At 43.3% G+C, this 14333-nt stretch carries 11 protein-coding genes; 1 reads left to right on the forward strand and 10 read right to left on the reverse strand.

Going from position 1 to position 14333, the window contains the following annotated elements:
* Positions 1-44: 44 nt before the first annotated feature.
* Genes rhaB through BXO88_RS12835 form a run of 3 tightly spaced genes read right to left on the reverse strand, consistent with a single transcriptional unit; the run spans position 45 to position 3603 of the window.
* On the reverse strand, positions 45-1454 hold the full coding sequence (rhaB, locus tag BXO88_RS12825) for a rhamnulokinase (protein WP_078038124.1): 1410 nt from the start codon (positions 1452-1454) through the stop codon (positions 45-47).
* 21 nt (positions 1455-1475) lie between these two features.
* The gene (gene rhaD, locus BXO88_RS12830) at positions 1476-2333 is read right to left on the reverse strand and encodes a rhamnulose-1-phosphate aldolase (RefSeq protein WP_078038125.1); all 858 of its coding nucleotides are present in this window, start codon (positions 2331-2333) and stop codon (positions 1476-1478) included.
* Between the two features lie 16 nt (positions 2334-2349).
* On the reverse strand, positions 2350-3603 hold the full coding sequence (locus BXO88_RS12835) for an L-rhamnose isomerase (RefSeq protein WP_078038126.1): 1254 nt from the start codon (positions 3601-3603) through the stop codon (positions 2350-2352).
* A 296-nt stretch (positions 3604-3899) separates the two neighbouring features.
* Between BXO88_RS12835 and BXO88_RS12840 the strand changes: the two genes are divergently transcribed.
* A complete protein-coding gene (locus tag BXO88_RS12840) occupies positions 3900-4868 on the forward strand; it encodes an AraC family transcriptional regulator (RefSeq protein ID WP_078038127.1) in 969 nt (322 codons plus the stop codon).
* Positions 4869-5027: 159 nt separating this feature from the next.
* Here the strand turns inward: BXO88_RS12840 and BXO88_RS12845 are convergent, their stop codons facing one another.
* The 7 genes from BXO88_RS12845 to BXO88_RS12875 form a co-directional block, all read right to left on the reverse strand.
* Positions 5028-6149: a GntR family transcriptional regulator gene (locus BXO88_RS12845; protein WP_078038128.1), complete on the reverse strand. Its 1122-nt coding sequence runs from the start codon at positions 6147-6149 to the stop codon at positions 5028-5030.
* Between the two features lie 45 nt (positions 6150-6194).
* Positions 6195-7166 carry an ABC transporter permease gene (locus BXO88_RS12850; protein WP_078038129.1) on the reverse strand — a complete coding sequence of 324 codons (972 nt, stop codon included), beginning with the start codon at positions 7164-7166 and terminating at the stop codon, positions 6195-6197.
* Between the two features lie 9 nt (positions 7167-7175).
* Positions 7176-8675 carry a sugar ABC transporter ATP-binding protein gene (locus BXO88_RS12855; protein ID WP_078038130.1) on the reverse strand — a complete coding sequence of 500 codons (1500 nt, stop codon included), beginning with the start codon at positions 8673-8675 and terminating at the stop codon, positions 7176-7178.
* 14 nt (positions 8676-8689) lie between these two features.
* Positions 8690-9598: an ABC transporter permease gene (locus tag BXO88_RS12860; RefSeq protein ID WP_242945228.1), complete on the reverse strand. Its 909-nt coding sequence runs from the start codon at positions 9596-9598 to the stop codon at positions 8690-8692.
* Between the two features lie 154 nt (positions 9599-9752).
* The gene (locus BXO88_RS12865) at positions 9753-10928 is read right to left on the reverse strand and encodes a sugar ABC transporter substrate-binding protein (protein ID WP_078038132.1); all 1176 of its coding nucleotides are present in this window, start codon (positions 10926-10928) and stop codon (positions 9753-9755) included.
* A gap of 442 nt (positions 10929-11370) precedes the next feature.
* Positions 11371-12537: an HAD family hydrolase gene (locus BXO88_RS12870; protein WP_078038133.1), complete on the reverse strand. Its 1167-nt coding sequence runs from the start codon at positions 12535-12537 to the stop codon at positions 11371-11373.
* Between the two features lie 104 nt (positions 12538-12641).
* A complete protein-coding gene (locus tag BXO88_RS12875; RefSeq protein ID WP_168171704.1) occupies positions 12642-14207 on the reverse strand; it encodes an ABC transporter substrate-binding protein/permease in 1566 nt (521 codons plus the stop codon).
* Positions 14208-14333: the final 126 nt, after the last annotated feature.

The following is a 14333-nucleotide window of genomic DNA, read 5'->3' on the forward strand; positions in this document are numbered from 1 at the left end:
TTTCAAACAAAATTGCGGTCAGCTATTGAGTCAAAAAAATGATGTCACAGGCTGTCCTTTGATTCCTCTACAGCTTTTCTGAAATCTTTCAGACTGCTGAAGCTTCCCTCATGTATCATCTGGGCACCTATGTTTCCAAGCGCCGTAGCCTCTGATGGTCCTGCGATGACTTCGAGCCCTGTTTCCTCTGCTGTCAGCTCGTTCAGCCATGCGGCTTTCGAGCCTCCTCCAAGAATATGTATGGCATTGTATTTCTTTCCGCTTATGGATTCCAGCTCTTCAACCGCATACTTATAGCATCTTGCAAGTGAGCGATAGATGACTCTCGCGATCTCCCATGGAGACTCAGGAACCTGCTGTCCTGTTTCTCTGCATGCGGAACGTACCTCCTCTATCATGGATAAAGGTGCAAGAAATCTCGAATCATTTGCATCGACAACAGAAGGGATCTTACTAATAGATGCCATCTTGCAAAGGTTAGCGAAGCTGAGATCCTGTTTAGTTCTATCGTTTTCCATAAGCTCCTTCTGAACCGACTGTATCATCCAGAGACCCATGATATTCTTCAGGAAACGGTATCTGTAGGAGTAGCCTCCTTCATTTGTGAAATTGGCCCCTTGAGCAGCCAGTGAGGTGTTTGGTTTCAAAAGCTCTGTTCCGAGAAGTGACCATGTACCGGAAGAAATATAGAGAACATCATCCTTCTGGGTCGGGAGGCTCATTACTGCAGAACCGGTGTCATGAGTAGCAGGAAGTATCACCTTACAGTTGAAACCTGTCTCTTCTTTTACAGAATCGAGAAGTAGCCCTGCTTCAGTTCCCGGTTCCGATATCTCGCGGAAAAGTCTGCCCGGAAGCTCAAGCTTTTCTATAAGCTCACGGTCCCAGTCATGAGTGTAGGCATTGACAAGCTGGGTAGTTGTGGCGTTTGTATATTCCTGCTTCTTTACACCGGTCAGAAGAAAGTTGAGATAATCCGGTACCATAAGTAAGCTTTCAGCCTTTTCGAGCCACTCCGGATGCTCATTTTTCACCGCCATAAGCTGAAATATGGTGTTAAACCCCGCCTTCTGTATTCCTGTCCTCTCATACAGCTCTCTTTCAGAGATCCGTCCGAAGACTTCCTTATCCATGTTTTCGGTACGGGCATCCCTGTAGGCATAGCAGGGTCCGAGTCTTTTCCCGTCTTTATCGAGAAGTACATAGTCAACTGCCCATGTATCTATAGCCATGGATACGGGAATCTTTCCGTCTTCACAGCATTTCTTCATTCCGGTCTTTATCTCCCGGAAAAGTCTTTCCGTATCCCAGATCCTATGCCCGTTCTCTGTGTCCATACCGTTTTTGAAACGATATATCTCTTCAAGTACTATTTTTCCGTCCTCAAGATGAGCAAGGATATGGCGCCCGCTGGAGGCGCCTATATCCACTGCCAAAAAGTATTTTCTATCCATAAATTTCTCCATAACAAATTGTCAGTCTTCCGGTATTTCCCCGATGAGATCTGTTTTTCTCTCATAGAGGAACTGCTCATCTATCTCGATGCCGAAAGGCTTATTCAGTTCCCTGAACTGATCCGGTGTTATGGTGTTCAGTTTTCTGTCTGTGATAGACATTACCTTTACAAGTACCTCTGCAGCCTTTTCAACCGTATGCATGAGTCCGAAGGTAATGTCAAAGTCTGTACCGCAGGCGAACGCCCCATGGTGTGCCCATACCGCAAAATCCTTTGTTTCCATAACCTTTGCTGTGGCTTCTCCGATGAGCTTTCCGCCGCAGAGCAGCCATGGGATGACGCCGATTCCCTTCGGGAAGACTACGGGACATTCTGTTGCCATCTCAAAGATCTCTCTGGTGAAAACTCTGTCGTTAAGGGGAAGAACATATGTGAGAGCGATAACATTTGCCGGATGACAGTGATATACCACGCGGATATCCTCATCCCTTCTCTTAAGAACCTGAAGATTCATAAGATGAGTAGGAAGCTCGGATGTAGGTCTTCCGCCATTTACAAGTCCCCATACTATCTGATACTTTGTACCTGTACTGTCCAGTCTGATGATACAGAGATTTGAAGCAGGATCTGTCTGCATATTTCTCATGTACCTGCCTGATCCTGTGACCACGAAGTAAAGGTCGTGAAGCTCCGGAACCTCTGTTCCTATCTCCTGCCACTCTGCATCGAAGCTGAAATCATCTTTTAATCCGGCAACCTCCTCATCCTTCATTCTGTAGCTCAGATTACCGCCGTTTCTCTCATGCCAGCCCTGATCAAAGCCGTCCTGACACATTCTTGTAAAGCCCTTTATCAATTCAGAATCCAATACTTTCATAATTTTTCTCCTGTCTTTATTTTCTCTTAGAAAGAACCTGCTCCTCATATTTCCTGCAGTCTTCGAACCACTCATCCTCAGTTAGTACTCCCGCCTTTTCGCAGTACGCATCCCAGACATCGCCAAATGGAAGTGTCTTTACTCTTTCTCTTAAGCTCATAAGTTCTGTGAAGTTTCGATCATCCTGAAGCTCCTTTAGCTTTTGGTTCGGTGTGAGACATGCATAGAGAAGTGCCTTCTCCATATTTCTCATTCCGTTTGTCCATGCGGAAACCCTGTTTATTGATGCATCAAAGTAGTCCATACCGATGAAGAAGCGGTCTGCACCGTTACGTACTATCTCCTCCGCAAGCTCTCTCAGATCATCGTTGAAAAGAACCACATGATCAGAATCCCAGCGTACCGGGCGTGAAACATGGAGTGCTACCTTATCGTTGAAAAGAAGCATTGACGAAAGCTTGTCCGCAACATTCTCGGTCGGGTGGAAGTGTCCTGTATCTATGAGACAGTAAATTCCGTTCTTTGCCGCATAGTTCATATAAAACTCATGAGAACCTACTGTCATGGATTCCATACCTATACCGAAGACCTTGGATTCTACGGAAACCTTTACCTTATCTCTGTCATACGGTGTGGCGAGGATCTGATCCAGAGAATCCTTGAGTCTCTCGCGAGGTCCCTTTCTGTCAGCAGGTATATCCTTGAATCCATCAGGTATCCAGATGTTCATGAGACACGGAACCCCTGTTTCCGTAGCAAGATATTCCGAGATCTTAAGTGACTGAATTCCATGCTGTATCCAGAATTTTCTGACCTCCTCATTTTCAGAAGAAAGTGTCGCGCTCTCTGCCAGCGGATGACTGAAAAATGTAGGATTGAAATCCAGACCCAGTCCGTTCTTTTTCGCAAGCTCTGCCCATTTTTTGAAGTGCTCAGGCTGTAACTGGTTTCTGTCTGCCCATTCGTCTTCTTCGAAGATTGCATAGCTTGCATGAAGATTAAGCTTATGATGCTTTCCGGGTACGAAGCTAAGAACCTTCTCTATATCCTGAAAAAGCTCCTTGGGTGTTCTGGCACGATAAGGATAGTTTCCTGTTGTCTGTATGCCGCCTGAAAGAGGTCCCTTCTGGTCGAATCCCATCACGTCATCCCCCTGCCAGCAGTGCATAGACAATGTTATCCTTCCGGCTTCTTCCATAGCCCTTTCAACATCTACTCCCACAGCCTCATATCGTTTTTTTGCCGCCTCTAGTCTTTCACTAAAACTCATTTTTATCTCCCTTTCTGATTATGATCCGCTTCAAAAGAAACCATTTAATAAAATCTCACAGCGATCCTTTGAAGCCCCGATGTACTCATGATAACCACATCACGATTTCATCCATCAAAGATATGTATCTATTATATTTAGTTCTGATTTGCTCTCATATGTCGAAATTTGATATATATTACGTCCTGATTTGCATTTTTGCGGTTTTAGGTATATCATCTTATAAGCCTGCAAGAACGGCATATCCATATATGATCAATGCCAAGATCCGACTGCACTATGGGAGGTATGGTGAAGTGAATAAAGAAATATTGAACCGGCTTTCTCAGTTAACTGATGAAGAGAGAGAACTCCTGAAGGGACACCGAACCATAGATCGTTCTCTTTACTATGCTCCCGACAAAGACGAAAAAAATACCGTTATCGATCACTCTATAGTTCTCGATAACGGTAAGCTCATTGATATCAGACCTCATACCAGATTTGTGCATTTTCCAAAGCACAGTCACAATTACATCGAATTTGTATATATGTGTCAGGGAGAAACAGGTCATATCATCGACGGGCAGTCCATCACTCTTTCCGAGGGTGATCTTCTTTTTATGAACCAGCATGCCACCCAGGAGATACTTCCTGCCTCCAAGGACGATATAGCTGTTAATATCATGATACGTCCCCAGTTTTTTAACGAGGTTCTTCCGGGAATATCAAAGGATCACAATCCGCTGAGAGATTTTTTAGTCAGCTGTCTGACTGATTCCGATATGGGTGGAAATTATCTGTATTTTCCGGCACGTAACATGCTTCCGGTACAGAACCTGATGGAAAATCTCATATGGCTCATGCTGGAGACACCTGAACATACCAGAAGTCTCGCTCAACAGTATATGGCTCTTCTTTTCGAACATCTGGTCAGTATGGCTGTTGACATCCTTGTGCCCGAAAACTCTTATGAACAGAATCTGATGATACATTTTCTGAATTTCATAGAAACCGAGTATAAAGATGCTTCTCTTTCAGACTTCATCGAAAAAGAGAATGTTGACATATATTTCATGAGCCGGCTTATAAAAAAGAATACCGGGAAGACCTTCAAGGAGCTTCTCATGGAAAAGCGTATGAAAACTGCAGCAGGACTCCTGAAAAACACCGGACTGTCGACAGTTGATATATCATTTTCCGTAGGCTATGAGAATACCAGCTATTTTCATCGACTTTTCAGGGATACCTTCGGCATGTCCCCACGAGAATACAGACTTCGATGATATATGTATTATTCCCGCAAGAATACAGACTTTGATGATACCTTGCATCATTTCCACAAGAACGTACTTAACGTCTGATTCTGATCAAAGCACTTTACTATAATAAAAAATATCCCATTTGTGCAGGCACAAATGGGATATAAACTTATAAAACTCAGATCATGTCATATCTTTTACCGAATTACCTGAATTAAATGAAACAGGGAATTTATATGCATAATTATGATGGGTCCATTCAGGATCATTCATCATGCGAAGAAGATTCTTTGCGGTAAGTCTACCAAGCTCATACTTTGGATGGACTACAGATAAAACCTTCACTGCACCGGTCTCCTGCATTTTGGCATCATCAAAGGACACTACAGAAACATCATCGGGAACCTTCACACCTCGTTCAGTCAGAAAATCCATATATCTGTAGGCGATCTCATCGTTATAGAAAAAAAGTGCCGTACACTCCTTAGTTCTGCGATAAAACTCCATCAGACTTTTTTTGCTGAATTTTTCCTCCATATCCTTTGTGGAATACCACCGGATCCAGCAGTCATCATAACGAAGACCGAAATCCGACAGACACTCTGTAAATCCACGATAACGCTCCATTCCCTGCATATCATCATACTTGAACATGCCACCGATTTTCCTGTGACCGTTATCGATGAGTTTTCTGGTCAGCTCATAGCTTCCCTTTGAATCATACATTTCTACGCTGTCAAATGGAATATTGGCATAATGATTATGGATAAAGATCGTAGGAATATTCCTGCGCTTGATATCCTTATACAGGCGAAGATTAGGATTCGGGAAGCTGGTACGTGTACCCTCTATGATGAGCCCGGATACTCCTGACTTCAGAAAATTCTCAAGGTACATGGTCTCCTCATTGAGATGATTTCTCGTGATTGCCACATCGATCTGAAATCCCTGCTCCTTCATGACCGATTCGATTCCCGCATATACCTCGGGAAACAGATAATCGGCAAAATAGCTTAGAATCAATCCTATATGCGGCTTATCATCACCTTCCTCCCCTGCTTCATTATGATAAGATACATAGGTTCCGCTGCCTCTGACTCTCTGGATAAGCCCTTCCTGCTCCATCTTTTCCAGGGCTGCACGTACGGTCTGTCTGGAGTATCCGAACTTCTTTTCCAATACGTGTTCAGACATGAACTTTTCGCCGTCCTTCAACACTCCACTCAAAATAAGTGTTCGTCCCCACTTATATAATTTCTGATATTTTAGGTTTTCGTTGATATGTTTATCTGTTTCCTTAGTCATGTCATTAACTCTTTAAATGGTATAAGGGATTCAGGCATCATGTCTTTACTTGATAACCTGTAATGACTTTCGATCAGCGAATATCGCTACAAATACCAGGAATACTATTCCCTGTATGAGCTGCATCATCTGTGTTGAAAATCCCATCATAGTGAGACCGCTGTTAAGGACGATATACAAAAGTGAACCTACGATGATATTTTCAAATCGAACCTTCGCACCGCCGGAAATCGGCATGCCTCCAAGTACCAAAGCGATCAGGATCTGTGTCTCCAGCTGATTTCCACCTGAGGATGTCACCGATCCTACCTTGATAACATTGACAAAAGCTGCAAAGCCTGTGATGGCTCCGGAAAGTACATATACCCAGAACTTCATGAGATCAGTCCTTACACCGGAAAACATGGCTGCTTTTTCACCTGCACCTATAGCCTTCAGATATGTTCCGAATTTTGTATATCTGAAAAGCACAAAACCGATCACAAGTATAACCAGTGTCAATACAACCTTTAAACCTGTACTGTCGTAATTGATAAGAGAAGCAGATCCTGCAACAGGCGCATTGGTGGTCATATACTTTATGAATCCGCGGAATAAAAACATGGTACAGATAGTTACGATAAAGGATTTGATCTTACGATATACATAGAAGTATCCGTTAAATGCTCCTATCATAGCACCTGCAAGTATTCCGCTTACTATACTTAAAGGTATGCTGACTTTTGATACCAGACATACCACTATGGAAGCGATTCCCAGTATGGAACCCTGTGAAAAATCAAGTCCGCCCATGGTCATGATGAAAAACACACCGGTCGTTGCTATCATGGTCACATAGATCTGTGAAAGAACCAATGGCATGTTTTTTATCATTCTAAAGTTTGTCAGTACGTTGAAAGTCAAAAAAACTATGATCAGACCAACGATGGGAAGAAACGTCCTGATCAGGGACATCTCGGATACTTTCTTTACCTGATCTTTTGTTGCTGTTGTTCCAGCATTACCTGATTGAGCCATAATTCCTCCTTATACCATCATAGTGATCAGATTATTCTCATCCAGAGTCTCATGTCTCTCGATCTGTCCACTGATCATTCCATCCTTCATGATGATGATTCGATCACACATTCCGATAAGTTCCATCAGCTCTTCCGAGATCATGATGATAGACTTTCCGTCTTTTCTCATTCGATCCATAAGCTGATAGATATCCTGCTTTACCTTTATGTCGATTCCTCTGGTCGGACTATCCAGAACAACTATATCCGAGTCCTTACCAATCCATCTCGCCAAAACGACCTTCTGCTTGTTTCCGCCTGAAAGATCCGATACAAACTGATCGACATTTACCATCTTTACAGACATCTCTTTGGCGAATTTATCCGCAAAGCTTCTCAGCTTTTTATCGTGAAGCATATGTCTCTTATCCGAAAGCTCATCCAGAGATGGTAGGCAGATATTATCCATTATGCTCTGATTCAGTACAACGGATTCATTGTCTCTGTCCTTAGAGGTATACGCTATGCTGTGACGGATAGCGGTAGGGATATCATTTATCTCTGTGCCGTCAGCAAGCTTTACAGTACCCTCTCGGTCATAGGAGGCACCGAAGATCGCTTTTCCAACCTCGTGCATACCTGACTCTGACAGTCCTCCAAACCCAAGGATCTCTCCTTTATGAAGCTCGAAATTCAGATTACTCAAAAGTCCCGGAACCGAAACATCCTTCACTGAAAGCACTACCTCATCAGAGATCACGCTGCCATAGTCAGAACGATAGTAATCACCTGTAACCTCACGTCCTACCATAAGACGCTTCAGATCCTCTTCCGTGACATCCTTGCTCTTTACTGTGTCAATGTATACGCCATCACGTAATATCGTAATGGTATCTGATCTCTCCAGAACTTCCTGAAGGTCATGGGAAATGAAAATGATGGTATTGCCGCTCTCACGTATCCTGTCCATAACCTTGTAAAGCTCATTACGACCTTCCTGTGAAAGTGCTGTTGTAGTCTCATCTATGACTACTATCTTCGGATCAAAATATGTAGCCTTGACTATCTCTACCAGCTTTCTGTCTTCGAAATTGTAATCATCGATCATTCGCTGTGCTTTGATACGGTCAAAGCCATAACGCTCCAAAAGCTCATTGGCTTCCTTGATCATCTGCTTTGTGTTTTTGATACCGAACTTCACAAACCGGTCTTCATGTCCGAGGAAAATGTTTTCAGCAACGGTAAGACCGGATAATGTACCCAATTCCTGAACTATGATGGAAACACCGTGATCATTGGCATCTACCTGATTTTTAGGATGTATCTCCTCTCCGTCCAGTACGAAGGTTCCGCTATCGATACTATAGATACCGGTGAGCATATTGGTCAGGGTGGATTTACCTGATCCGTTTTCACCTATCAGTGCATGAACCTCTCCTTTGTTGATCGTAAAAGAAACATTTTGAACCGCCTTCGTAATACCGAAGGATTTGCAAAGATTATTTACCTGTAAACGAATTTCACTCATTGCGCCCTCCTGTATCACTTAACAATCTCGCCCTTTTTGATCTTTGAGGTCACGGTAATGATTATCAGGAGTGCAAAGCCTGTGATCACATCCTGAATTGCCGTAGGAGCTCCCAATGCGATAAAGCCGAAGAAAATGATATTGATGATAAACTCTCCTATGATGATAGCCTGAAGTGGTATTCCGTATTTCTTGAACGCGATACCGAAGAAACAGCCCATGGTAGGAACGAAGTTACGGCTCATGGATGCCATACCTGTAACCGCAACCATGGATGAGCCATAGCTTATGGTCAGGACTGCCATGATACCTAAAAATCCACCGCTCAATATGAAGGCAAGCACCTTATATTTATTTACGTTGATACCCATGTTTTTTGCCACAAATTCATTGCTTCCGATGGCATAGGTATACGTACCTATTTTCGTATAATTAAGAAAAACATACGCTACTATAAAAGCAGCTACAGCGAGAACGATGTCTCCCGGCATCTGTCCGAACATTCTGAGATCGGCCGGTAATGTCTGCTCCACACCGCCTGCGATATAGTTGGCAACTGCCTCATATATCAAAGCAAGACCCGTTGTAACTATCATAGACGGTATACGAAGCTTTACGTAGAAGCTTCCGTTAAATAAGCCTACCAGGCAGCCACAGAGTAAAGCGCCCAGAACCAGACCTATATATCCAAGTCCGAATTTTGTTGCGAAAACACAGCCCACAATAGCTGAAAGCATGATATTTGCGCCGATTGAAAAGTCAAACATGCCCATGACCATAACAAAATAGAATCCTACAGCGCCTACACTGGCGATCAGGCTGGCCTGAAAATAGCTGAGCATATTATTAAATGACCCGAAATTGTTCGGTGTCAGCACTTTAAAGATACCCCAGGAAAGGACGACCAGAAATAATAAAATCAAATAACCACGGAGGCTTCCTGTAATCTTTTTTTGTCCCATTGTCACAGTGGAAGAACTCATCTCATTACCTCATCAAACTTTTTAAAAACCGAGCCGGTATCTGTGCCCACGCTCGATACCGGCTCTTTTGTCTGTTTCAGAACAGATCTATAAATTATTTCCCTGCACGTGCAGCAGCATCCTCGATAGAGATCTTTGCAGCTGCCTCCTTCAGTCCATCGAAATCAAGCTTTGACATCTCAACAAGCTCTTCATCGGTATATGGAAGCTGATCTACGAAATACTTCTCATAAGCCTTGTAATCATCTGCAGATGAAACAAAAAGATATGGGAACGGAACGTCATTGAACTTTCCTTCAAATCCTGTGTAATTGCCCTTGATAGCGTTGTAAACCATCATGAAAGCGATCAGCGGATCACAGTAATGTCCACCGGACTCACCTGCCATAGAACCGTTTGCAAGTCTCTCTCCGAGATCAGGAAGGAAGTCTGTAGATACGATATCGATATCCTGTGTCTTTCCTGCACGCTCAACTGCTGCGATAGCGCCCTGAAGAGGATCTCCGCCGCCGCCGGCAGGAATAAGTGCATCAAGTGTAGGATCAGCTGACATAAGAGCTTCAGCAGCCTTTGAACCACCCTCAGATGTTGTACCTGCGTACTGTGGCTCAGAAAGCTTTGCCTGATCATCCGGATGCTCCTTGTTCCACTTCTCTACGCCTGCCTTATAGCCTTCCCATCTTCCGAGCCATGTAGCATCGCCCTGCTCCCAACCGATGAGACCGATGTTACGATCACCCTTATCCAGAAGGATGTTTACAAGCTTTTCACCATTTTCAGGCTCGTTCTCATGAACTGCACCTACATAATATGGAGAATCTGTAGCAGCCTTATAAATGTCTGCACTGTTATCCTTTGAAATAACACGGAAGAACTGTGCAAGATAAACCTTATTATCATTACATGTCTTGATTGCAGAAGTCATCTCTGTATCAGAAGAGTTACAGATTACGATTCCCTGACAGCCTGCTGCTGCAAGCTGCTCAACAGATGCTGTTACCTTCTCGGAAACATGTCCCTGATCCACATACTGAACCTGAACACCAAGAGACTTTGCGGCCTCATCCAGGATCTGCTTACACTGTGATCCAAGAACATCTGTTGAAGACCAGATGGACACACCGATCTTAATGTCCTTGTTTTCGATTGCCTGTCCGCCGCCTCCTGCTGAAGAACCAGAGGAAGAAGAACTACTACCACAAGCTACAAGTCCGGTAACCATAGCTACGGACGCTGCAACGGCCGCAACTTTTTTGAGAATTTTTCTCATCACACAACCTCCATTATTAAATTAAACACGAACTTAGTTGTTTTTCACAACTCTTAGCTAAAGTTTAACAGCGTGCTTGTTTATTTGCAATAAAATACAAGGCAATATTTTGCATAAGTTGTATTTAAATCAAACTTTTTCAACGAACTTGATCAATGTTTAATCTTTAACAACATGAATAATGCACAATTTACGCCTATTTTCGCCCTGATTGATTGTCACATACCCATACATATAGATTTTGCGTGACAAAAAAACAATACAACTTTGTATTTGTATTGAACCATACATCTTTCACTATGATTCAACCCCGATTTCAGTGAAATACATATTTGTACAGAAAGATTCGTCCCCTGATCGTGTTATGACAAAAAAAGACAACGTGGAATCATATACTGATTCCATCGTTGTCTTTCTAAGTATGTACATTATAGCTGTATGATCATGCAGCAGGCCTTACTTCAGCCTTTCCTGCATCACTTGTCTCAGGTTCAGTGTACTGGGCAGCGGCCTTTGTAATACCCTCAGGGTAGATCTCTGCGAAGTCTGTCCTCATAGAGACAGGAACATAGCCCTGCTCCTTATACTGAGCTGATTTTTCTTCCCAGTTCTGTGTTCCCCATTCGCGTACATCATCATCTGCCACTACCATATAAGCCTGTGAAGGATAAGGATTTCTCTTATCTATAACATAATTCATCATGCTTGTATCACTTCCGCTGTTACCGAATGCAAGTACAGGACGCTGTCCGATCTCTCTTTCGATCCAGATGGTCTTGTTTGCATTCAGATTCTTCTGGATAAAGCCGCCTGTAAATACAAGCTCATCTCCATCCTTATACTTGAAATCCATATTGGATGATACATCCTCATTGCCCTTTACCTTAACTTCAAATGCAGTTCCGATAACATGACTCGGAGAAACATATTCGCTGATAGGTGAATTGTCAACTATAGCTCTCGTTGTTGTACGCTCTGTTCCGCTCACAACGTAAACGGTGTAGTCATTGTCATAAAGATACTTTACAACCTCCACCATAGGAAGATAGAAGCCGTCTATGTAACGCATATTGTTGAAGCTTTTTGTCTTCTTCTGTCCGAACTCTACCGCATAATCATAGAGCTCTTCAACCGTCATGCCTGCGTATGCCTTTGCGAAGTTTCGGGCAAGCTCCTCACCTGCTGTATATCCCGGCTTGATCTCACGGGCTGCTGCCTTAAGCTCATCGGATACTCTTTCAGGATGATCCTCCAGACAATAGCTTATGAACATACATGTATCGTAATATGTAAAGTATGTTTCACATGTAAGTGTTCCGTCCATATCAAATACCGCGATTCTGTCCTTTACAGGGATAAATCCGTCTGAATTCTCATCAACAGACGCACTTACAAACTCTACCAGAGACTGCATCGCAGGAGACGAAGGATCCCATTTTGGAAGTGCCCCCTCCCTTTCAGCTTTCTTTTCTTCAAGAGAAATGACTGTACTTTCTGTACTTTCAACAGCAGAAGCTTCAGTGCCTGCAACAGGAACAGATGTGGTGCCGCATGCTGCAAGACCGAGAGGCAGTGCCAATGCCAATACAAGTGAAATAATTTTTTTCATATCTTTTTCCCCTTCAATTTTATTTTTGAGCTACTCAAAAGATTTCGACACCCAAAGAGACAAGTATAAGTTATTTTTCAGCTTTTTTTGAAAACTTTTTAAGACTATTCCTTCTCAGATACCTTCACATTGATTCCCTTCAGTATCTCCTCCGGTTTTCTCTTCCTGAAATCGAAGGGATCCACCATTCTGTCTACCAAAATCTTCAGTAATGCTTCCAGAAGAAAATATATGACTGCCACCGATACCAGAGGAAAAAACGCCTCATAAGTACGTCCTCGAACTATATCTCCCATCTTTGTGAGATCCTGAACTGCTATATATCCGACAATAGCCGTTGCCTTTATGGTTGCTGTCACCTCTGACCTGTATGCAGGTATGAAATGCGGCAACGCCTGAGGCAAAATAAACCGGAAAAAGGCGAAAGTATCGGAATATCCGAGTGCATTGGCAGCCTCCATCTGTCCACGGTCAATGGCATCGACCCCGGATTTGACCATCTGGAAAACAGAAGCGCCGAATACCAGCGTAAATCCTATGATGGAGACCACAACACCGGAAATCACTATAGACTCAAATACAACGAAGTAAAGTATCATGAGAAGTACAACTACAGGCATACCCTGCACAAGCCATATCATGGTACCGGACACAAAATTCGCAACAGGATTCCCATTCCTGCAAAGCATAAATGCATAAAATCCCAGTAAGGTTCCGCAAAGGATAGAAAAAAATGTAATAACAAGTGTGGTTTCAACTCCACTCAAAAACAGCTTCCAGCGGTCTTCACGTATAAATGTCTTATGGAAACTTGAATATATCCCGGATATAATCTCTCCGCTTCCCCCTGTAACAGCATCCGGATCCCTGACCATTACAGCGGTTCTTTCTATGAACAGGATATCAGAATACGGAATGCCTTCACCTCTTTCATCCGTGTAAAACAGATTTGACATGATGCAGTCCACATCACCGCTCTGAGCTGCGGCAACTATGCTTTTAAAATCATAGAGCTTGAATTCAAGCTCTGCATTCATCCAAGCCGCAAAGCGCTTTGCCAGTTCGATATCATAACCGTTCAGTTCAGTACCTACAAAATAAGTATACGGCTGTAATGTACCTGCTGTTGCCACTGTCAAATGAAGAGATGGATTCTCCGCAACAGGTATATCCGGTATTTTCGTATCTCCCTTAATGACCCAGCGATCGTACATATCGTCCAGCGTTCCGTCAGCCTTCAACTCAGCAATGAATCTGTTCACCTTATTTTTGAAATCAGGTATCCCGGACTTGGGCGATATCCCGACGGCAACCTTATTTGAACTGTAATCCTCTTCGAGTATACATACGCCCTCGGTTCCGTTTTCTATAGCTATTTCCATAGGACGACGCGAATATACAAAGGCGTCTAAACGTCCGCTTTTCAGATCATCATATACCAGAGGCGGGTCGTTATACAAAAATATCTTAGCCTCAGGATAATCTTCGGGCAGGGATTTTTCCTCCGGGCATTCCAGTATGACTCCTATTCTTAGTCCGGGTTCGGAAAGCTGACTCAGTGATGTTATCTCAGGTCTTTCGTCAGAGCTGCAGCCGATGAGCGCACAAAGTGCCAGTATAAGCATTGTCAAACAAAGCAGTGGATAATGTCTTCGTCCTGTAGTTTTCACTTCTTTTATCCTCATTACATCATATGGTCAGGCTATCACCATAAACTTCGGCTTCACTTGGGATTATTATAATCGAGTAGGGGGAATATAATCCCCCTCTCACACCACCGTACGTGCCGTTCGGCA

This window comes from Oribacterium sp. C9 (genome assembly GCF_002007235.1).
In the GTDB taxonomy this organism is placed as follows: Bacteria; Bacillota; Clostridia; order Lachnospirales; family Lachnospiraceae; genus Oribacterium.